General features: G+C 59.3%; 23 protein-coding genes. 11 read left to right on the top strand and 12 right to left on the bottom strand.

Annotation, left to right across the window (positions count from 1 at the left end):
* Positions 1-51: 51 nt before the first annotated feature.
* The 3 genes from CUU80_RS01070 to CUU80_RS01060 all read right to left on the bottom strand — a co-directional run bounded on the left by CUU80_RS01070 (position 52) and on the right by CUU80_RS01060 (position 3,325).
* The gene (locus CUU80_RS01070; protein WP_100495498.1) at positions 52-1,053 is read right to left on the bottom strand and encodes a LacI family DNA-binding transcriptional regulator; all 1,002 of its coding nucleotides are present in this window, start codon (positions 1,051-1,053) and stop codon (positions 52-54) included.
* Positions 1,054-1,385: 332 nt separating this feature from the next.
* A complete protein-coding gene (locus CUU80_RS01065) occupies positions 1,386-2,672 on the bottom strand; it encodes a sensor histidine kinase (protein WP_100495497.1) in 1,287 nt (428 codons plus the stop codon).
* Complete coding sequence (locus tag CUU80_RS01060; RefSeq protein ID WP_100495496.1) at positions 2,669-3,325, bottom strand: response regulator transcription factor; 657 nt, start codon at positions 3,323-3,325, stop codon at positions 2,669-2,671. The genes CUU80_RS01065 and CUU80_RS01060 overlap by 4 nt, the downstream gene beginning before the upstream one ends.
* Positions 3,326-3,511: 186 nt before the next feature.
* Between CUU80_RS01060 and CUU80_RS01055 the strand changes: the two genes are divergently transcribed.
* The 11 genes from CUU80_RS01055 (at position 3,512) to CUU80_RS01005 (ending at position 14,468) form a co-directional block, all read left to right on the top strand.
* On the top strand, positions 3,512-3,817 hold the full coding sequence (locus CUU80_RS01055) for a hypothetical protein (RefSeq protein ID WP_100495495.1): 306 nt from the start codon (positions 3,512-3,514) through the stop codon (positions 3,815-3,817).
* 93 nt (positions 3,818-3,910) lie between these two features.
* Positions 3,911-4,549, top strand: a complete 639-nt coding sequence (locus tag CUU80_RS01050; RefSeq protein WP_239519405.1) for a hypothetical protein — start codon at positions 3,911-3,913, stop codon at positions 4,547-4,549.
* A 68-nt stretch (positions 4,550-4,617) separates the two neighbouring features.
* Positions 4,618-5,661: a peptidoglycan-binding domain-containing protein gene (locus CUU80_RS01045; RefSeq protein WP_240811846.1), complete on the top strand. Its 1,044-nt coding sequence runs from the start codon at positions 4,618-4,620 to the stop codon at positions 5,659-5,661.
* Positions 5,651-6,253, top strand: coding sequence for an ATP-binding cassette domain-containing protein (locus tag CUU80_RS01040; RefSeq protein ID WP_100495494.1), 603 nt, complete (start codon positions 5,651-5,653; stop codon positions 6,251-6,253). Before CUU80_RS01045 ends, CUU80_RS01040 begins: the two co-directional genes overlap by 11 nt.
* Positions 6,254-6,264: 11 nt before the next feature.
* Entirely contained in the window at positions 6,265-7,347 is a 1,083-nt protein-coding gene (locus CUU80_RS01035) for a hypothetical protein (RefSeq protein WP_239519406.1), read from the top strand.
* Positions 7,348-7,732: 385 nt separating this feature from the next.
* Complete coding sequence (locus tag CUU80_RS01030) at positions 7,733-7,939, top strand: hypothetical protein (protein ID WP_025263185.1); 207 nt, start codon at positions 7,733-7,735, stop codon at positions 7,937-7,939.
* 18 nt (positions 7,940-7,957) lie between these two features.
* Positions 7,958-8,803, top strand: a complete 846-nt coding sequence (locus tag CUU80_RS01025) for a VirB6/TrbL-like conjugal transfer protein, CD1112 family (protein ID WP_100495492.1) — start codon at positions 7,958-7,960, stop codon at positions 8,801-8,803.
* Between the two features lie 40 nt (positions 8,804-8,843).
* The gene (locus CUU80_RS01020) at positions 8,844-9,224 is read left to right on the top strand and encodes a PrgI family protein (protein ID WP_100495491.1); all 381 of its coding nucleotides are present in this window, start codon (positions 8,844-8,846) and stop codon (positions 9,222-9,224) included.
* Positions 9,217-11,613 (top strand): VirB4-like conjugal transfer ATPase, CD1110 family, encoded by a 2,397-nt coding sequence (locus CUU80_RS01015; protein ID WP_100495490.1) that lies wholly within the window; start codon positions 9,217-9,219, stop codon positions 11,611-11,613. Before CUU80_RS01020 ends, CUU80_RS01015 begins: the two co-directional genes overlap by 8 nt.
* A gap of 599 nt (positions 11,614-12,212) precedes the next feature.
* Positions 12,213-13,202 (top strand): CHAP domain-containing protein, encoded by a 990-nt coding sequence (locus CUU80_RS10925; RefSeq protein WP_243388584.1) that lies wholly within the window; start codon positions 12,213-12,215, stop codon positions 13,200-13,202.
* 366 nt (positions 13,203-13,568) lie between these two features.
* Entirely contained in the window at positions 13,569-14,468 is a 900-nt protein-coding gene (locus CUU80_RS01005) for a hypothetical protein (RefSeq protein ID WP_243388612.1), read from the top strand.
* A 6-nt stretch (positions 14,469-14,474) separates the two neighbouring features.
* On the opposite strand, the gene CUU80_RS01000 is transcribed toward CUU80_RS01005, so the two are convergent.
* From CUU80_RS01000 to CUU80_RS00960, 9 genes are all read right to left on the bottom strand, one after another.
* The gene (locus tag CUU80_RS01000) at positions 14,475-15,101 is read right to left on the bottom strand and encodes an ABC transporter ATP-binding protein (RefSeq protein WP_055427673.1); all 627 of its coding nucleotides are present in this window, start codon (positions 15,099-15,101) and stop codon (positions 14,475-14,477) included.
* Positions 15,102-15,166: 65 nt separating this feature from the next.
* On the bottom strand, positions 15,167-15,853 hold the full coding sequence (locus CUU80_RS00995) for a hypothetical protein (protein ID WP_100495488.1): 687 nt from the start codon (positions 15,851-15,853) through the stop codon (positions 15,167-15,169).
* A 1-nt stretch (position 15,854) separates the two neighbouring features.
* A complete protein-coding gene (locus tag CUU80_RS00990) occupies positions 15,855-16,553 on the bottom strand; it encodes a hypothetical protein (RefSeq protein ID WP_100495487.1) in 699 nt (232 codons plus the stop codon).
* Positions 16,543-17,394: an ABC transporter permease gene (locus CUU80_RS00985; RefSeq protein WP_133119379.1), complete on the bottom strand. Its 852-nt coding sequence runs from the start codon at positions 17,392-17,394 to the stop codon at positions 16,543-16,545. Before CUU80_RS00985 ends, CUU80_RS00990 begins: the two co-directional genes overlap by 11 nt.
* A gap of 86 nt (positions 17,395-17,480) precedes the next feature.
* Positions 17,481-17,888 carry a DUF2712 domain-containing protein gene (locus CUU80_RS00980; RefSeq protein ID WP_174514764.1) on the bottom strand — a complete coding sequence of 136 codons (408 nt, stop codon included), beginning with the start codon at positions 17,886-17,888 and terminating at the stop codon, positions 17,481-17,483.
* A 141-nt stretch (positions 17,889-18,029) separates the two neighbouring features.
* Positions 18,030-19,697: a VirD4-like conjugal transfer protein, CD1115 family gene (locus CUU80_RS00975; RefSeq protein WP_100495485.1), complete on the bottom strand. Its 1,668-nt coding sequence runs from the start codon at positions 19,695-19,697 to the stop codon at positions 18,030-18,032.
* Positions 19,694-20,128 carry a hypothetical protein gene (locus CUU80_RS00970; protein WP_100495484.1) on the bottom strand — a complete coding sequence of 145 codons (435 nt, stop codon included), beginning with the start codon at positions 20,126-20,128 and terminating at the stop codon, positions 19,694-19,696. The genes CUU80_RS00975 and CUU80_RS00970 overlap by 4 nt, the downstream gene beginning before the upstream one ends.
* A complete protein-coding gene (locus CUU80_RS00965) occupies positions 20,125-20,433 on the bottom strand; it encodes a hypothetical protein (protein ID WP_100495483.1) in 309 nt (102 codons plus the stop codon). The genes CUU80_RS00970 and CUU80_RS00965 overlap by 4 nt, the downstream gene beginning before the upstream one ends.
* Positions 20,430-21,143, bottom strand: a complete 714-nt coding sequence (locus CUU80_RS00960) for a hypothetical protein (protein ID WP_100495482.1) — start codon at positions 21,141-21,143, stop codon at positions 20,430-20,432. Before CUU80_RS00960 ends, CUU80_RS00965 begins: the two co-directional genes overlap by 4 nt.
* Between the last annotated feature and the right edge of the window lie 17 nt (positions 21,144-21,160).

Raw genomic sequence — 21,160 nt, 5'->3', positions numbered from 1 at the left:
ATTCCTTCCAGCAAAATCGACGCCGGTGCCGCCCGTCTTCGAGACGACGTCTTACGCCTGAGGAACGAAGCTTGCGCGCGGCACCAGCTCGGTCGTCAGCAGGATGTGACGACGCACCCGCCGCTCATGCTTCAACCCATCAATCAAGGTGGAGAACGCCATACGGGCCAACTCCCTTTGATCGATCGCATACGAACTCAGCGACGGCGACGTGTACCGGGCGATTGACTGGTTGTTCACACTCACCACGGCCAACTCGTCGGGAACCGCCACGCGCAGTGCGTTCAACGCCTGCAACGCCCCCACCGCGAGCACGTCGGCGGCCACGATCAGACCATCGGGCATGCTGCCGGCCTCACGATGATCGGCCACCAGTTGCTCCGCGAGACGATAACCGTTCTCCACGGTGAACGTGCCGGACGAATACACCAATCCGTCCGTTTCCAATCCCAAGTGCGCAGCCCACTGGCGGAACGACAGTTCGCGGATATCCTCGGGATAGTCATGCGTGCCCATGATGCTGCCCACGCCACCGAGAAACGCGATGCGTCTGCGGCCCGCCGCGATCATCGCGTCCAAGGCATCCAGCATCGTCTGCGACAGATCGGGCCGTACGGAGTCAAACAGGTGCGGCGCCGGATTCGTGTCGATGCACACGCCATGCGGGAGCACTGCATGCAGGGCGCGCAGGTCCGCTTCGGGAAACACCGTGGCACCCACGGTGATGAACCCATCGAACTCCGCCGCGCGTTCCGTCAGCTCGTGTATGGACCGGATGAACGTGGGCTGGTCCAATTCCATCGACTCCGCACACTCCGCAAGAACCTTCCGCAGATCGGCGAAGTACGCATCCTGTAGCTCCTCCCCGGACGGAGGCGCATCCAGCACCGCGATCGCGGGACGGAACACGTTGCGGTATCCCAGCTCCTCGCACACTCGCAGCACGCGCCGTCGCGTCTCCTCCTTGATGGAGAACGACGGGTCGTTCAGCAAGCGCGACACCGTGCTCTGTGACACCCCGGCCCGTTCCGCAACCTCCTTGAGCGTGGCCATGACATCCTCCCCGCAAACTTTAGTAAAGGGTTTTACTACAGCATAACCCGGGGAAGCGGGGTTAGCGGTATTGGCGGCTTGGAAGTTTACCCTCAACTGGTAGACTGCACATGTCCCGGCAACAGGGGCAATGCATAGGGGTGACGGGCATGTACAGCAACATTCCCGTCACCTTTTAAAAATTGGAAGCTGATTTTATTTCCAATAGACCGACCGATACACGTTTGGATGAGACATAACGATTATCTGACATTTCCCTCAAATATCATTCATCATTTTCAGTGTAAATGAACCAATATTTCTAATGCAGGAGATGTTTAATGCTACGATTCTTATAGCGTGTCAGGTAAAAGAACTATGATTCTCAATCCACCTCCCGGCCGCGCTTGCAGACTCAAATGGCCATGATGCATAGCAACAATCTCTTGCACTATGGATAAACCCAACCCGTGATGAGGTGATGCAGATCCCACATGCGTATTTATCCTATTATCCTCCCCCCTGTTAAAAGGTGACAGGAAATCATCTACCCTTGTATCGGAAAGATCCATGCCGGTATTGGATATGTCTATCGCAATGCAGGACTCGCCTTCGTATTGCCTGTCATTGGCTAAGTTTATCCATACATGTGGTTGAGCCGCACGATTATGCTGAATGGCATTCGTAATAAGGTTTGCAACCATCTGCTTAATTAGCAGACCATCGGCTAGGAGATATGCATTTTCCAGATTAGTATGCACTTGAACTCTATCTCCGATAAGTTCCATATTTTCTTGAAGAGTATTGCGAATGATCTCAGCTACATTAACTCGGCTAAGATTGGCTCGGTCTAGTTGCTGCACTTTCGACAATTCGAGTAGATGATTGACGATTTCAACCCCAGCATGATTTGAAGCCAAAGCCTTTTCGACGAAAGGCCTGCAACGCTCATCGAAAAGCTGGTTGTGCAACGGAATCTCCAATGCGGCCGAAGTGGCCGCAAGTGGATTTTTTAACTCATGTGACGCATCGGCGATAAATTCCTTTTCCCGACTGATTGCACTGTTGAGATCCTTTAACATGAGGTTGTATGCGGATGCAATAGTGTACGCCTCGTCGTTTTCATATGGAATAACGATAGGTTGCCTTTCCAATCCAGCATCGGACGCGGTAATCTGAGAGGCCACACTATTGATTCTTCGTTGTGTCCTAGTGGCGATAATCCAAGTTATTCCTCCAGATAATAGGCCAAAAACAATGATGGGGGCTATGCTTACCGCCAATATCAGATCCCGGGATTTTTTGTCTCCTTGTTCCATAGTTAGCGTTAAAGCATCCTTGCTGGAGTCATACCCGGCGGAAACGTAATCCTTATCGACTTCAGAAGGAATGGCCTGCGAATTCAAACTATGTTGTTCATCGGCATCTTCTGCCTGAGTAAAAGATTTATTTACGGTCACCGTTTCCAGTTGCCGGTTCACGACATAATACGTCATGGCGGTCACCACTCCGGTAAGCATGAAGAACACGATGACGATCGTGGTGACCAATCTTCTTCTTGTAGACCACTGAAACGGTAAATGCAGTTTCGGATGGCTGGAATGGTTCCCATTCAACGAAGGATATTTAGGCTTTTTCATGATATGCGATATCCTTGTCCGGGAACGGTCTCAATGAAATCAGTGATTCCGATTTTCGTGCGAATCGCATAGATTGTGGTCTTGACGATTCCTCTTGTATGAGCGTGATCGTCTTGCCAAATCTCACGATATAGGCGTTCTGCGCTAATCACCGCGCCGCGCGCTTCGATCAGGGTTTTTAATACGGCAAGTTCTCGTTTCCCAAACTTTAGTTCCGCGCCGTGAACAGTGATGGACCCCGTTCTGAAGTCTGCCGAAAAGTCATCTCGGTTGTAAACCATGTCATTTGCCATGCCCAAACGCCGACGCACTGCATTAACTCTGGCCAGCAGTTCGGCATATTCAAATGGTTTCGTCAAATAGTCATCTGCACCAAGATCAAGTCCTTGGACTATGTCCTCGGTTTGGGATGCTGCAGTCAGCATGAGAATGTGTATGGGATCACGCCGTTCGCTTAGTCTCTTAGCGATTTCGTCACCATGCAGTCCAGGGAGATCGCGATCAAGTATCAGCATGTCCCACTCCCCGGAATCCAGCTCCTCCAGAGCATCCCGGCCATCGTAAACAGCTTTTGCCTCCATGCCTTCCATGGAGAGTCCCATCCGTACCACATCAGCGAGATTGGCGTTGTCTTCGACAATCAGAACCTTCATACGGCCCGCTCCCTTCGCGAAACAATGCGCACACCATAGCATTCGCGTCCAACCTGGTCAGGAATCGGTCAGGTTCAGTCAGTGGCAGGTCAAAACATAATCTCGCCAGCCATGCACGTCGTAGTTTTGACTCCGGCTGGACGGACTTCCCCGTCGCGGCCTCCTTCACAAGAGAAAGGAAACAACATGATGAACATGAAGAAAAGAGTCATGTCCGGTGTGCTTGGTGCAGCACTTGCCTTGACTGGATTCGCTGGTGTCACAGCGCCGGCGATGGCAGTGGTCGGCAACGGCTCCTACATCAATGCGGCAAAGAATCTCACTTGGGCCAACGCGTACAACACAGCAGGGAACAGCGGCTATGCCCGAGCTGAAGTCGGCCGCATCGTGAACGGTAAGAAGGTTGTTTACTACAACGGCTGGAAGCACGGATACGCTTATGCGTCCTCCACCGCGGGATCTTCTTGGTACGCCCGCGGCATGCTGAAGTAACTTTCATACCGTGCTGGCGTTCCATTCGATAGCAATTCGTATGGAACGCCAGCACTTTCCTTTTTATGCGCCATAGTTTTGAAAGGAATACATATGTCAAAAGATACGTTGCGCGTGGTTGCGGCTGCCGGCGTGTTGTCGGTGGTGTTGGGTTTGGGGGCGTGTTCGATGCCGGGTTCCGGGAATGCCGGCGCGTCGGACGGGGCTTCCTCCTCGTCTTCGTCGTCTTCCGGATCGTCGTCGTATGAGGCGGAGTTGAAGCAGGCGTTGCAGTCTGCGTCGAGCGATTTCGAGCGCGGTGTGTTGGAACGCGCGGTCAAGGCGGGCAGGATCAGCGAGTCGGATTACCGGGAGGCGAACGAGAAGTACCGGGAGTGCATGGCCGCCAAGGGCGATGACGTGGAGTTCGACACGGACCAGTCCACCGGGTTGATGCAGGAGCACATGAACACGGACGACACTTATGATTCGGCCAAGGCGAACGAGGACAGCATGGCGTGCGCGAAGGGCACGAACCTGCAGATCCGCGACCTGTACGAGCGTATGGTGCAGAACCCGTCGAACGCGGACGAGATCGAACTGGTCGTGGGTTGCCTCAAGCGGCGCAAGCTGGTGCCTGATTCGTTCACGAAGCAGGATTACCTGACCGAGATGGGCAAGCCCGAGGGGTCGTCGAAGCTGGACACGTCGTCGGACGCGTTCTCCCAGTGCCTGGCGAACCCGAGCAAGTAAAGAGGGGGTTGCTCGTGTTTCGATCCGGAAAGAATAGTAGTGCCCGCACACGTCGTCGGGTGAACGGCGTGGGGTTCGTGGCGGCGTGCATGGTCGCGTGCCTGGCTGCCGGCATGGGATTGGCCGTGGGGTTGGAGCGGATGGCGACGCCGCCGTCCCTGTCAACTTCCCCGGATGCGGGGAGTCTCGCGTTGGGGTCTGAGGAGTTCGACGACGCGCGTTCCCTGAACGTGGACGTGACGGCGTCGCCGGCCGGCGGGGTCGCGTTCCCGGTGTCGGGCAGGGTCACGTTCGCGTCGTGTCCCGCGGACGGCGTGGTGCGTTCGGGCTCGCACGAGTACGACGTGGACGGCACTCCTCTGGTGAGCCTGCACACGGACACGCCCTTGTATCGTGATCTGGCGTACGGGGACAAGGGCGACGACGTGACGGCGTTGCAGGACGAGCTGGCCGCGCTCGGCTACGGGGGCTCCCGGTCGGGCGTGTTCGACTGGGCCACGTGGGACGCGTGGCGTCGCCTGTACGCGGCGAACGCCGGCACGGCCGCGGCGACGGCCAGGGTCCAGCAGGGCGCGTTCTCCCGCGCGTTGGCGGTGTGGCTGCCCGCACAGGCGATGAGCGTGTCGTGCGCGGCGTCGCTGGGTTCGACCGTGACCGGCGATTCGACTGATTCGCCCGCGTTCCAAGCCACGGCCGGGGTCGCGTCGGTCAAGGCCGCGTCCCTGCCGGACGGCCGCATCCAGGGCGATCGCGTGGTCGAGATCAACGGCAAGGACTATCCCATCGGCGACGACGGCATCGTGTCGGACCAGGCCGCGTTGCAGGCGATGGCCGGATGGTCCACGTACACGGGCGCGCGCAAGGACGGCGAGGACGTCACGAGCGTGACCGTGACCTACAAGCTCAAGAAGCCGATCGGCGTGTACTCGGTGCCCGCGGCCGCGCTCATCGGGCTCAAGGGCAGCGACGGGTGCGTGGTGGCGACCGACGGCACGAGCGTCAAGGCGCACGTGGCCGGCAGCTCGTTGGGCCGCACGCTGGTCACAATCGACGGCAAGGCGCCCGCGCGCATCAAGGCCGATCCGGGACAGGCGGCGTGCGATGCGCGTTGACCTCGACCACGTCGGCCACCGGTACGCCGACGGCCCGCTCCTGTTCCACGATCTGACCGCAAGCCTCGTGCCCGGGCACGTGTACGCGTTGACCGGGCGGAGCGGCGCGGGCAAGTCCACGCTGCTCGGCATCATCGCCGGCTGGACCACGCCCGCCGAAGGCCAAGTGACCCGACAAGGCATCGACTCGATGCGCTGGATCTTCCAGAACCCGCACGGCGTGGCCCAACGCACCGCGATCGACCACGTCAGCCTGCCCCTGCTCGCCAAAGGGCTTTCGCGTCGCGAGGCCGAGGTACAGGCGCGCACGCTCATGGACCGGTTCAACCTGACCCAGGTCGCCGACCGCAGGTTCGCGGAACTGTCCGGCGGCGAGGCCCAGCGCCTCATGCTCGCCCGCGCGTTCGCCGCCCAACCCTCGCTCATGCTCGTGGACGAACCCACCGCCCAGCTCGACATGCACACCGCGGCCACGGTCAGCGAATCCCTCTCTCGCATCGCCCGTAACGACACGATCGTCGTGGTCTCCACCCACGACCCGAACACGCGCGACGCATGCACCGACATCATCGATTTGAAGAACTACCAATGAACCACACCACGATGAAAGCAACCTCCGTCATCTCCGAGGCATGGCGCTCCATCACCAGCGGCGCCGCCCGCCTCGCCCCGGCCGTCCTCGCCCTGGCCCTGACCGCCGCCGGCATGGGCGTCATGGACATCGCCACCGGCTCGGCTATCCTCGACCAGGCAAACGCATACCGGCAATCCGGGGCCGACATCCTCGTACTCAACGCGCCCGACGGCATCGACGCGGCATCCTGCGAACGCCTCACCAGCCTCACAGGCGTCCAGGCCGCCGGAGCGATCCGCGCAGCCGACCCGCTCACCCTCGCGGCCCTGCCCGACACCACCACGCCCCTCTACCAGATTACCCCCGGACTGGCCAAACTCCTCGACACGAAACAGGACGCGAACACGACCGGACTGATCGCCTCCCAGCAAGTCGCCGAAACGCTCGGCACCACCACCGGCGGCACGATCGGCCTCGCGGACGGACGCACCGCACACGTCAAGGGCGTCTACCAATACCCCGACGACGGACGCACCCCCGGATACGCGTACGCGCTAATGGAGGAAACACCCGCCACCGGCACGTTCGACGCCTGCTGGGCCAAGACCTGGCCGCAAACCAGCCAGACCCGCAACGCCCTCTGGTCCACCCTCACCCCGAACGCGAAAACCACCGGCGACGATGCACCCACCCTCGGCCAGCTCAACACCACCAAAGGCGACGGCTTCGACGGACAAACCCTCTACCGGCAACGCTCCACACGCATCCTGCCCGCCTGCGGCGCGCTCATCGCCCTCATTATCGGATACCTGCTCATACGCGGCCGCCGGCTCGAAATCGCCTCCGCACTGCACTGCGGCGTCCCCAAACCCGCACTCGCCACGCAGATCATCATCGAAACCGGCATCACCATCCTGCTCGCCACCGCCATCAGCCTGCCCATCGACATGACCGCCGCCAGACTCCTCATCGACGCCACCGACCGAACCGTCATCACCCTCAACGCCATACAAACCACCATCACCACAGGCGCCGCCTACCTACTCGCCACCACCATCACCACCCTCCACATCAAGGAACGACACCTCTTCACCTACTTCAAAGAACGATAAAGCGCAAAAAATCATTGGAATTACGTGATCCGTAGATTCCACAATTCTCATCATCGTCGGCGGACACTATCGGCACGGCAGCCTATCGATTCATAGGCTGCCGTTTTCATCTATCAATGCTCTCACGAAGGACGCGTAAGACATTTAGCAGCCACATCAACGATAAACTCTCAGTATCTTTCCGATAAAAATAGTTATCGACTTATCAAAACAACCTTCGGAAATCCCTGCTATGGGATGCATAGTCGCATCTTCGGGGACATCCCCATGTTCTGAACTATTCAGAAAGACTGTCCGCCGCTATCCCGCCGGTTTTCCCTGACGATGGGTGTCAACGGAGGCCGTTGCCTGTCGGGCTCCTTGATTGTCGTCAGAGGAGGCCGTCGTGGATTTGTTGAATCAGGTGCTTCAGTTGTTCGTCAGGTTCGCCACTATCGGCGGCGGACTGTGGCTGGTGTGGGGCGCCGTCACATTCGGTGGCGGGCTGAAGGATCACAACGGGCCGCAGACGCAATCGGGACTGTGGCAGATCGTGGGTGGAGGCATGATCATCGCGGCCGCGCAGATTTTCAACGCGGTGGCTCTGGGCTGAGCTGATTCGGGGCCTGCCGTGGAGGACTTCATCGTAGCCATGCTCAACATGATCGGCGGCGGAGGTGCCGGTTCGATTACGGCCGGGCTGTTGTCTCAGGCGCCGGAGACGTGGAATCCCGCTCTTTACCAGTTGGCGGTGAACGTGCATGGAGTCGCCGTCAAGCCTCTGACGTCGGTGGTGCTTGCGGTCATGTTCACGTTGGAGCTGGCGCGTAACTCGACGCGCATCGAGTCGGACCGTGATCTGGGTGTGAAGATCGTGGCCGGCACCATGTTCAAGATCGCGTTGGTGTTCATCGCCGTGCAGAACGCCAGCCTATTCATTCGGATGTTTAATCAGGTCACGCAGTTCCTCATGCAGGGCGTGTCTTCTCAGATGTCGTATGAGGCGACGGGCGACGGCGGTCAGCTGGGTGATCTGATGCGTGACCAGATTCGCGATGCCGGGGTGATGGGACAGGCGGCGTTGTTCTTTCTGCTGGTGATCCCGTGGCTGTTGTCCCAGTTGGCGTCGGTGGTGTTCACGGTGGTGCTGTATGTGCGGTTCATCGAATTGTATGCGTTGACGGCGTTCCAGTCGTTGCCATTCGCGTTTCTGGTGCATGAGGACACCAAGCCGATCGGCGTGGGTTTCTTCAAGTCGTATGCGCGCACGTCGGTGAATGCGGTGTGCGTGTTCATCTGTCTGGTGTTCTATCAGCGGATCGTGGTCGATGCCGTGAAGATCCCGGATTCTGCGGACGAGGGCATGGTGGCGTGGGTGACGGGCAACTTCGGCAATCTCATGATGGCTGGCATCCTGCTGTTCTTCGTGATCGCGGTGAGTCAGCGTGTCAGTCGGGCTATAGCCGGCGGCGAGTAGCCGCCTATCACAACCGGGCCCAATCGGAAAGGATTCTTTCATGTTGCAGATGCGCGTGTATAAGGAGATCGCCAATGTCGAGGCGAAGGTGATGTGGGGGCTGAGCTGGCGTCAACTGGCGGCCGCCACATGCATGCTCGTCCTGGGAGGAGGCGAGGCTGCATTGTTCTGGTCGTTGGGGTTGTCCGATCTGGGGTCGTATCTGCTGTTTGCGGTTTGCCTGCCGTTCGCGCTGTGGGGTTGGTGGCGTCCGAAAGGGCTGAAGCCTGAACGGTATCTGGGATACATGCTGCGCCAGCGTTTCGGTCCGAAGGTCTACCTGCTCGAACCCTATGTTCCCGCGAGGTTTCCCGGCAAACCGTCGTTGAAAGAGAAGGCCCGTAGACGAATCAGGGGAAGGAAGGTACGTCGTCATGTCTGACATCAGTGGCGGCAAGGCGGTCAAAGGCAACGGTAAGCGACATGGAAAGGTCGGGAACAGGCGGTCCGGGAATCGTCGCATGCCTCGTTCGTCGAAGGAGTTGCTTGGTTATGATTCGATGCTGTCCAATGGCATCGTGTTCCTTGGCGGCGACCGGTGGAGCGTGTCGTTGCGGATCAGCGACATCAATTATCAGGTCGCGACCCAGGATCAGCAGCTGGATGTCGTGGACCGGTGGGGGCGTTTCCTGAATTCGGTCGGTGAGAATATGGGCGTTCAGATCACGGTCGCCACGCGCATGCTGGATCCCGAGGAGGTGACGCGCAGTATCGCCATGTCGCTTCGGAGCGATGCGTTGGATGGATTGCGCGGGGACTTCAACCGCAATGTGCGTCGGCGTCTCGCCGGGCGTTCGCAGGGCGCGGTGACGGACAAGTATCTGACGTTGACGTTGCGTGAGCGGGACGGGGAACGGGCGGTCACGCTGCTGAACCGTGCCGCGTTGCGTGCCACGGCGCAACTGCGGTCGGTGGGCGGCTGTGTCGGTGTCCGTTTGGATCGGCAGTCGCGTCTGGCGGTATTGCACGGGATGCTGCGGCACGGTGTCCGGTTCTCGTTCACCGAGGATGGTTTCCTGAAATCGCATGGCATGTCCACGAAGGATTATGTGGCCCCGTTCGCCGTGGATGTGTCGGATCGCCGTCGGCTCCGGTTGAGCTCGGGCACTGCGGAGGTGTGGCATCAGTGTCTGTTGGTGCGTGACTTCCCGGATTATCTGAGCGATCAACTAGTGTCGTCCATCACGGACATCAAGGCGGATATCACGGTCGGCATCCATCTGTCCCCGCGGGGCAAGGCCGAGGGGTTGAAGCTCGTGAACCGGACGATCGCCGAAATGGATATGCAGGCCATCGACGAGCGGCGCAAGAACCGCAAACAGCATCTGCCCGAGGACATGCTGCCTCATGATCTTCAGGAATCCATGACTCAGGCGGGTGAGCTGCGTGATGATCTGGAGCATAACGGCGACCGGCTGGTGGATTCCCTGATGATTGTGGACGTGTCGGCGGGCAGTCGCGAGCAACTGGATCAGACGGTTCGTGACGTGACGGCCGCGATCGATGGGCAGTCGTGTGTGGCCGAGACCTTGGCCTACATGCAGGTGGAGGGGCTGAACGCCGTGCTGCCGTTGGGGAATCCTCTGCCGCCGATGCGTCGCACGCTGACCACGTCGAGCGCGGCGATTCTGGTGCCGTTCACGTCGCAGGAGCTGTTCGAGCCGGGCGGGGTGTTCCATGGGGCGAACGCCCGCACCGGCAATCCCGTGGTCATCGACCGTACGAAAGGCATGAACGGCAACGGATTCGTTCTGGGTACGACCGGTTCGGGCAAGAGCCAGGCGGCGAAGAACGAGATAACCCAGATCTATCTGACCCGTCCGGACGATGATCTGATCGTCATCGACCCGGAACGTGAGTTCACGCCGTTGTGCACCGGTCTTGGCGGCGAGCGAGTCGAGATCGGGGAAGCGTCGCGCGCGCATATCAACGCTTTGGATATCGAGTATGAGGATGATTCCGAGGGTGATCCGATACGGTCGAAATGCGCGAGCGTGCTGAACATGCTCGGTGTGCTGATCGGCGGACAGGACGGCATCGACCGCATGCAGCGCAGTCTGATCGACCGTACGGTCATCGGCATGTATCGCGAGGTGCGGGAGCATCCAGAACTGGGCATGCCCACGCTCGTCACCCTGCATGACCGTCTCGCGGCTTTGAATGAGCCAGGTGCCCATGATGCCGCGCGAGCATTGGAGATCTACGCGACCGGCAGTCTGAACGCCTTCGCCCATGCCACTGATGTGAATACGTCCAGCCGGTTACTGGTCTATGACGTTTCCGGTCTGGGAGCGGAGTTGCGCACATTCGGTATGCTCGTCGTCCTGGATCAGATATGGAACCGGGTCGTCAGGAATCGCCGTCTCGGCCGGCGCACCTGGCTGTGGGTGGACGAGTTCCATCTGCTGTTCTCGAACCGGTATGCGGCCGAATACTTCCTGCGCCTGTACAAGCGCGCCCGTAAATGGGGTTTGTGCCCCACCGGCATCACGCAGAACATCGAGGAGCTGCTGGCCAACCAGGATGCGCGTCTGATGCTCGCGAACAGCGACTTCCTGTTGCTGCTGAACCAGACCGCCACGGATGCCGACGCCTTGTGCGAGCTGCTGAAGCTGTCCGATGAGCAGCGGGCGTTCTTCACCGGGGTGCAGCCCGGTCAGGGCATGGCTAAGAGCGGCACTGCGTTCATACCGTTCGATGGGCGTATCGATGCCGATAGTCTGCTTTATCGGTTGTATACCACGAAATTCGAGGATCGGAAACCCGAATGAGACCCGTCACCTCCGACTCATTCCACGCCACACGCAATCTCGTTCGACCGAACGGCACGATTCATGGCTTGAAAGTCCGTCATGTCAGCGGACTCTCCCATGGGCCCGTGCTGGCCGGGCTAAAACAGCCACAAACTATCATCAGGAACAGTGAATCCGAAGCATCGCACCCGATCGGCACAACAACCGTCAGCGTTTTGGAACGTGGTGTGAATGCGACACGATCCGTGCTTGAATCGCAATCGACACAGACGGAGACCAGCGAGGACGACAACCCATTATCACCAATGGCCCCCGTAAGCCGGATATGCGACGGCGTGACCGGTATTATTCGCACAAGACATGCGGCAAGAGGTTCGACGGCGCGTGCCGCGGCGGGAAGAACGGCTTCGGCTCGTGTCAGACGTGCGAGGCGCTCCGGCAAGACCGTACGATCGGGCGTCCAAGGGGCCAAATCCGCTGCCAGAGCCTCGACGCAGATTGCGAGACAAGTCACGCAGACGGTTTCTCGGGCCGTAACGGCGGTGAAAGCCGGGATCGCAGCATCGGCATCAGCTGCGGTCGGTGTCCCGTTTCTGCTGGGCGCGGTGGCGGTGCTGATGGTCTTCAGTCTGCTGTTGTGGTTCATCCCCACCGTTGCCGTTGGAGATGACGGCGGTTGTGAAGCCAGTGTGATCGAGGTTCCGGACGAGGCGAAGCCATGGGTGAGCGAGGCGGCTCGATCGAGCGGATTGAGCGCTGATTTCATCGCGGCGATCATGAAGCAGGAATCCGGTTTCCGACCGGATGCGTATGCCGACGACAGCAACGGAGGAACCTGGGGATTGCTGCAGATGAACAGGAGCGTATGGCGCGGCGTGCATCCCGAAGGCGCCGACCAGACGCCACCTGAAGGCATCACCGAGCCCATGGTCCATGCCCATTACGGCGGCATGTATCTGAAAAACCGCTTGGAAGGCGTCAAACAACTCAAGGCCAAGCACCCGGGCATGCCGTTCTCTGAGCTTGACGACCTGACGGCTTTGGTCATCGCCCATAACGCGGGCGAAGGCAACCTCATGAGGTACCCGGATATTCCCAACATCACCAAACGGTATCTCGACAACGTGAAGCCGGCGATTGATGCGGGAGGCGGCTGTTCGGCCACGGCAGGACGAACCATCGGCAAGCTCACGCCACCGTTGGTCATGCAGTCTGGCACGCTGAACGTGGATGTGGCGGCGACCGGCACGCCCGTGGGCAAGATCACCACCTATGCAACCGGTCAATGCACATGGTGGGCGGCCGCCCGCCGATTGCAGATCGGCAAACCTGTGGACGGTTACATGGGCGACGGCTGGATGTGGGCGTCAAGCGCCAGAAAATTCGGATACCCGACGGGCGGCGGCATACAGCTCGGCGACGTGGCGAGCTTCGCCAAAGGCTATCTCGGCGCAAGCGCCGATTACGGACACGTCGCCATCGTCGAGGAAATCAAGGACGACGGCAGCATCGTCGTCAGCGAATCCGGCGGCGGCCTTCCATACGCATGGCTCAGGACCCTTACCAAGGAGCAGGCCAACAATCCCAGCATCACTTACATCCACTAATCCCGAGGGAAGGAAGGAAGCATGCGCCGCATCAATCCCAAGCTTGACCCTTGCGAGCTTTCCGATCTTATGAGCGATTCCGCCAACTGGGATCTCCTCATGCAAATCCGCAATCATCCCAGTACATGGCCGGAACTCGACCAGTGGGCTGCGCATGCCATTGCAGACCCTGAAACCGCTGGGGCTCCACCGGAACCGTTGACAGACGGAAAACCCAAGCACCGGCTGCTTCCCATCACACCCATCATCGATGATGAGCTGCCTCGCGATGCACGGAACAACAGCACTCCCGTATCCAAGCTTGACAAACAGAAGGGAACGACGATAGACACACCAATGGGGGTAGGGGAACATGCCAAGGATGATGTGTCCTTGGCAGAAGATTCATCGGCTGACAGCACGGATGAGGTGGCCGTCCATCGGCATATCCCTTTTACCCACATCGCCGGCATCATGCTCGTTCTGGTCATCGCAGCAGGATCAGCCGCAGGCCTTGTCATGGCGAAGAAGAACTACGACCATCAGGCGGCGCTCACGTCATGCAATCACGCAATCAAGCAATCTGACATAGTGCGGATTGAATGGAACAAGGCATTGAAACAGGCGGAACCATATGCGAAGTTCCAGGATAAAGACGTGCGGGATCCCAAGTCTTTGGAACTGCTTGGCAAAATCATGCAATATCAACCATCGATCTCAACAGAAAATTGCGATCCGAGTCTGACGGCCGACCGTCTCGATCGCACTCGTGCAGAAATAGGGAGAGCGAATAACCAGCTCAGAACCCAGATCAGGAACCTGCATGACACAGTTGACACGGTCAAGGCATCACAGGAACAACAACAGATCGACAACGCACAGAACGCACTGAGCCAAACCATTGAAGACGCCGATAGGTTCTACAAAGAATCCGCGAACAAGGTCAGAGACGACAACACCCGCGCACGACTCAATGAGCAGATCACCCATGCACGACTCATGATGCGCGACCATCAGGATCTTGATGTCTATAACAGAACCATCCAGGACCTCAACGAAGTCATGCAAATCGTCCGGGATTCCATGACGGCTGTAGTAGAGAACGAGGAAATATCCGAGGCGGGCCGTTCGGATGGTTCCACGCATCCAGGATCGGATTCCCAATCATCGAACCGACAACCCGCACCATCAGCGGAAGGTTTATCCCAGCCAGTCACGCGAGGCAATCCCACTTGGGACGTGCCTGGGCAATCGGCAACCCCCTCATTCCCCGACCGGCTGGGATAGTACTGCTCATCCGAGTTTGCCGTCGGTCATGGTGTAGAGGTGGTCGGCGATTTGGTTGAGTTCATCGCTGTGGTGGGAGGCGATGATGGCGGTCCGTCCCATGTCGCGCTGACGTTTCATCTCATTGAGGAAGATATCCACGGAGTGTTCGTCAAGGCCGTTGGTGGGCTCGTCGAGCAGGATGAGATGCTGATGCTCCATGAGGGCCTGGACGATGGCGAGCTTCTGGCGCATGCCCAGGGAGAACGACTTGACCTTCTCGTGCCTGTGGTCGTTCAGTCCGAACAACGTCAGCAGCCGTGTGGTCTCCCGCTCGTCGTAGGTATGGTTGATGCCGGCGAGATAGCGCAGGTTGGCGTCTGCGGTTTCGGAGGGCATGAATCCGGGGTTCTCGATAATCACACCGACCATGTCGGGGAGCTTGCGGTTGAATTCGACCGTTTTGCCGTTGATGGTCACGGTCCCGCGGTCGGGACGGATGAATCCGCATACGGCCCGCAACAGCATGGTCTTGCCGGAGCCGTTGGCGCCGACCACGCCGTATATCCGTCCCCGTTCGAAGTCGGCGTTCACGTCTTTGAGGACGGTCCTGCCCTTGAGCGTCTTGGTGAGGTTCCTGACCTGCACGTACATGATGTTCCCCTTTCGCTGGTAACAAAGTGGTTGGTTTTCCGATTGGCGACGTCATCCCGACCTCTTCAGAGAATCTGCATCCGATTGAACGCGATCAGGTTCGCCGCGGCGCATATGAGGATCGTCAGGATGGCCGCGGGCATCCAGTTCGGTACGTGAAGCGGACCGACGGCGAGCAGCCACTGCTGCGGTTCCGAGAACGACATGAGCAGTCCCAGCAGTACGACCACGACGAAGTAGCCAGCGATGCGCGACCCCGACAAGTAGCCAAGGTTCGCGGTCAGCATCGCAGCCAGCAGCACGCACGCCGCGCACACGGCCGAACCTGCGAACGCGACCGGGTCTTCGTCCGGGAACATGATCCGCTGGGCCACGGCTTGGATCAGGGTGTAGACGACGCAGTACACGGTGATCATGAGCAGGTAGGCGAGGAACCGTCCCGGTCCCCGGCCGCGTCTGACGTACACCATGCACTCGGGCACGGCGAGCCATTCCGAGAACTGCTCCAACGGGATCGCCATACCGAACAGAGCGTACGCCAGTGCATACATGTTGTACGCCAGCCCCGGAGTGAACGGCGAATCCGACGAGCGGAACATGCCGATGAACACGCCCGGATCCATACCGCTGATCAGGAACCGGTACACGACCACCGCGTAGATGACGAGCAGCATCGCGCGCAACCCGTTGCGCCGATGTAGCGACTGCAGGAACCGGGCCATCTGCCACTTCATCCGACCACTATCGTTCATGTCACGCCTCCAACCTGTCCATGTGTCCAAAGGCGACGACGTTCGCGACGACGAGCAGCAGACACCAGCCGACGAACGGCGCCACCTGCCCGACGAGCACATCCGGCCAATAAGGACTGATCGGATACCAGAAGTAGTACACGTACCGGGTCACCTCGCCCGTCAACGGCAGCAGCATCCAATTCGCCAACAGCAGGATGGCAATCAGCACCGGCAGCGTCCGCGAGAACGGCAGCCCGCAGTTCGCCAGCAGCAGCACCAGCAGCGACACGGCCACGCACATCATCACCGTCTGCACTGTCAGCATCGCCGTCAGCGACAGCGAGCCCGGCTCGAACGGCCGGCCGAGCAGGACGAACTCGGTCAGTGCGAACACCACACCCGAGCACGCCCCTGTCAACAGGCCCATCAGAGTCAGCCACGCGAGGTTGTGCCGCAACTCGTTCCTCGGATCGCGGCGCACCCGTTCGAACGCGCCATACCTCGCACTGCCCGCGCCCACCGCGATCAGACACGGCGGCAACGAGCACAAAGTGGCGCCCACACGCATGAACCCGATGTAATCGTCGTGCAGGGATGGGGCCAAGCCCCCGTATAGCAGACTCACGGCGCATACGGCGCCGATCAGGGACACCAGCCCCACTGCGATGCGCATCACCCGTGGCGCGGTCCGGAACGGATGGAACAGATCAGAGCACATCGCGGGCCTCCTTCACCCGCGCGAGCACCAGCGAGCAGACCGTCATCCCGACCGTCATCAGGAGCATCCCCAAGTAATTGCGCCACGCGGTGCCAGGCGCATCCCAATGCGAGAAATTCAGGAAGATGATCTGGCTCCACTCGTCGGGAACCAGGCCACCGGTCAGCGCGGGCAGCATCCACCACACCAGACTCGCCACGAACGGGACCAGCAGCTCCACATGCCTGCGACGGATGAACAGGGACGAGCCCAACGCCAACAGGGCGAACGCACCCGACAAGACAAACACCAACAACAGGATCACCGCAATCAGCAACGGCTGACTCATCCTGTACAACGGATACGCCCACGACGACGAATCAATCAGTACATATTTAGGCAGCATCATGCCATTCTCATCCGCCGATGTACCTTCGATGAACGACAACTGTGGTGTCCGAACAGCCGAAACCAACAGGTTGACGATCAACGGCAACACCCCACCCAAGCCACCCAGCACAAAACCGGACAGCATGCTTGTATGCAAAAGCGCGGAACGTCCCTCGCGCGGAAGCATGTTCAGCAGGCGACCGCTACGCTCCTCCACCGCCCACACGCTCCCACCCATCAGGGCCGCGAAGAACGGCAGCAAATACAGATACAATGTGGATGCCGAACCATACTGGTTGAATAGCATCACATCCTTCAGGAGCGATGGCGCACTTTCCCTGATTCGATACCCCGCGTGGTACGTGGTCCAATACTGCACCGCCATCAGCATTACAGACATAGCCACGACAACCAGCGAACGAACACTGCACACGTTTCGCGCCAACTGCCGACGGAATACAAATCTATTCATGCTTTACTCCCTGCTCCCATATCGTTCTAATGACGATGTGGGTGACGCCGAATATGTGGCACCACCCACATCGTTATTAGTCGTTATCAGTTAGAGTCCGGACTCCAGACACCATACGCAGACGTTGCAGAGATGTAGTTCTCTACATTCTGCATACGCAAATGAATTTGCTTGGGGCCGTTCTTGAAAGCGTTATTTGATACAAGAGCACTCTTATTGCTGCGCAGGAATTCAACGCTGGATGACACGTCATCATTGCTGTATCCAAGGGCCCATACCCTAATGGTACGATTCCCAGATACATTATCAGCTCGCACGAAGGAAGCTGAGCTATTCTGCTTCTGCCGGTTAGGGGTATCGAAGGTAGACCAGTTCTTGGCATATCCGCTCCAGCTGCTGCTGCTCACGTTGCCGGCGATTGCCGGTGTTGCGAAGCAGGCCATAGCCAGCATCGGTATGAAAACGCCAAGAAGCTTGCGCTTGACGGTGTTCATGATGACTCTTTCTCTTTTAAGGGTGTACGTCTGACGAGGCTTCACCAGACGCTGAGGATTCATCAACGTCTTTGTGATGAACCTCACATTTATACTGGCACTTTATTCAAAACGCTGCCTGTGAAAAGAGGGGTTTGTCATCTATAGATGACAAACCTTATTGCTAAGGAACGGCGGTATGCCTCTGAGTAGGTAGATGCACTGGTTGGCAGGTATGCGTCCAAGTTCGTCCGGGGTGAGGAGTTTTCGGGCGTTCTTACGGGTGCTGCGCGTCCAGCTGCCGTTGAGGCCTTTGGTTTCGCTGGTTTCGATGACGTCGATGGTCTGGTCTCCGAGTCGGTCGCTGATGTATTTGGTGGTGCTGGGTTCGTTGCCGCCGAGGAAGAGCTGGCTGTCGCAGTTGCCGGCAATGGTTTCCCAGTCATCTCGGTAGAGGCTTTTGCCTTGGCTTACGGTCTGGAGGATGATGCTGCAGCTGATGCGTCGGCTTCGTATGGTGGCGATGAGCCTTACGAAGTTGGGGATTTTGCCGATGTTGGCGAATTCGTCGAGCATGCAGTGCACGTCGCGGTCGAGCACGCCGTCGGGTTTGGCGTCGGCTTTTCGCACAAGCGTTTCGAAGAGGCATTGGTAGAAGACGCTGGCGATGAAGGAGAACGTGGCGTTGGTGTCGGGCAGTTCGAGGTAGATGATGCGTTTGCCTTGGTCGAGGGTTTCGAGCCGGATGTCGTCGCCGTCGAGGATCCGGCGTACCTCATGCACTTGGAGGGGTGCGAGGTGGACGCCGGTGGTGATGATGATGCTTTTCTTGGTTTCGCCGGCGCCTTTGAGGAACGTGTTGTATTGGGCGCATGCGAATGCGAGCCCGTCGAGCATGTTCCGGGTTTCCTCGTCGTAGTCGTCGGGGTGTTCGCGCATGCGGTGGATTTCGGTTTGGGTTTCAGCGAAGAGCGCGTCGATGATGTATTCCTTGTCTTCGTCCTGTTCGCTGGCTCCCATGCGGTCGAGGGTGTCGGTGACCTGATTGAGGGTGGGCTTATTCTCGGTGTAGTAGGTCCATGCAATGAGGGCGCATAGGAGTGCTTTTTCGGCGTCCTGCCAGAAGCTGTCTCCGGTTTTGCGGTCTCCGGCGGCGTTGGTGACAAGGTTGTCGGTCAGGCGCAGGATCGCGGATTGGGGCTCTTCGGGATCGATGTAGCGCATGGGATTGAACCGGTCGGACCGGTCGAGGTGGATGAGGTCGAGCGTGTTGACTTGGTATCCGCGATCGCGCATGGCGTGTTCCGTGTCACGTTTGAGTTCGCCTTTGGGGTCGGTGACGGCCCAGTTCATGTCCACGGACAATAGGTTGGGTTTGACGTAGTAGCGGGTTTTTCCGGAGCCTGATGAGCCGAGCAGGAGCGCGTTGAGGTTGCGCAGGGTGCGTCGCGTGTCTATGGAGAGCCGTTCGGTCGCGGTGAATCGAATGTTGCGGGATTCCACGGGGTCGATGAACGGTTTGATGTCCTTCGGAGTGCCCCAGTGGGCGGAACCGTGTTCCTCGCCGCTGCGCAGGTTCAGGCGCGCCGTGTACTTGTATGCCCAAATCAGCAGGCCGACTCCCATTGCGGCGAGTCCGCACAGCAAATCGGTATGGTTCGTGGATAGGTGGAATGGATGGTACAGGTCGAGCCAGAATCTGTTCATCAGGTCGATCACGCTCGTGCCTTCATCCAGGTCGGTGCGTATCTGGTAGCCGATCTTGTCGCCCAGCCAGAACAGCGTGAACAGTCCCATGGCCGCGGGCAGTATGGCTTGCAGGCGTTTCATTGGTTTCCCCTGTCTCTTTCCGTGCCGCCGCGGTGCTGCGTTATGGTTCGTCGCATGTCATCACCTGCGGGGACGTCGGCCGCTTGCGAAATCCGACTGTTGATGCGGTGTTCGGCGCGGACGCGAATGTTCGTGAGCGTCTGTTCCCTAGTCCATGGCGGATCGTCGGCCGCGGGCTGCATGACGGCGGTGTCCGCTTGCAAAGGCTTATCGCGTCCGAGTGCCGGCTGTCTGTTTCCCGCGTCGGCGGCGCTGGTGATGCGCGTGAGACCTTGGCGGTTCTCGATGGTGTCGCCTCCGTCGCACATCGCGGCAAGGATGCGTCCCACGGGTGTTTCCGCATCGTAGATGGCCGAGTTCCCGCGTGTGATTGGAATGCCAACGGTTTCCTCGCCTGCATCGATGATCGTGATTGTTCGCGCCGTGTTCACGGGAGCGTGTCCTTGACGCTGGTGTGCAGGGCCATCTCGTCGGCCAGGATGTACACTTCGTCGGCGTTTTCCTCTTCGTGGATGATGCCGTGGACGATGAGCCGTCGTCCCTGCAGCGCGCCCTGTTCGCGCAGGTATGCCGCATGGTCTCCGGCCGCGTGCACGCGGATGATGAGCGGCGTGTCCATGGTGCCGGCGTTCACGGTCAGGGTTGCCGTCGTCCTGCCGTCGCCGTCGGTGTGGAATCTGGCGTCATCGGTGAGGATGCCGCGCGCATAGGCCTGCGGATGTCGGGCGTCGCTCATCGGCCTGGTCTGCGTTTTCTGATGGGTTTGTCGATGTTCGGGGCTTTGCCTTGGACGGCGTTGATGGCGTCTCGACCGATGGCGCGGGCGTCGCGGCCGCCGCCGGTGAGCGCGTCGGATTCTGCGCGGGCCTTGGCCACCCGAACGTGTTTGGAGGAGAGCGTGTCGAGGGCCTGTTCCCGTGCGGCCATGACCCGGATGCTCCACGGGTCCCGGTAGTCGTCGATCGGCTGACTGATGCGGGTGCGGTCGGGCAGTTCGTTGCGTCGGGTCTTGCGGTCCACCGGGTAGGAGCGGCAGGCGGGGTTCGCGGATTGGATGTAGTGGATTGCGGTGGCGAGGTCGGCGATGCGTTCCTCCGCCGTTTTGTCCATGTCGATGAGCACGCGGCCCTGCACGTGTTGTTCGTCGCATACGGTGCGCGTCCATGTTTCGTAGTCGCGCACGTCAACGGTGTCCCGTTGTTCGCGGTCGTGCTGGTATCGCGCGGCGTCGAACCGGTAGGTGATGTCGTGCGGGTGCACGTCGGCCGACCATTCGGGCAACGGTTCGATGGGGATCTCACGCAGGGTGACGAGCCGGTACGGTGGTTCGATGTCCCCGTAGGAGCCTTGGGGCTGAAGGATGCCGAAGCCTTCCATGCGCAGCTCGTAGCCGAGGCGTTTGAGTTCGTCCTGCAGTTGCCGGTAGGCGGTGTCCATGTTGGTCATGCTGGTCTCCTCGGCGG

This window comes from Bifidobacterium scaligerum (assembly GCF_002802865.1).
In the GTDB taxonomy this organism is placed as follows: domain Bacteria; phylum Actinomycetota; class Actinomycetes; order Actinomycetales; family Bifidobacteriaceae; genus Bifidobacterium; species Bifidobacterium scaligerum.
This window is presented reverse-complemented; position numbering and strand designations above follow the sequence as displayed.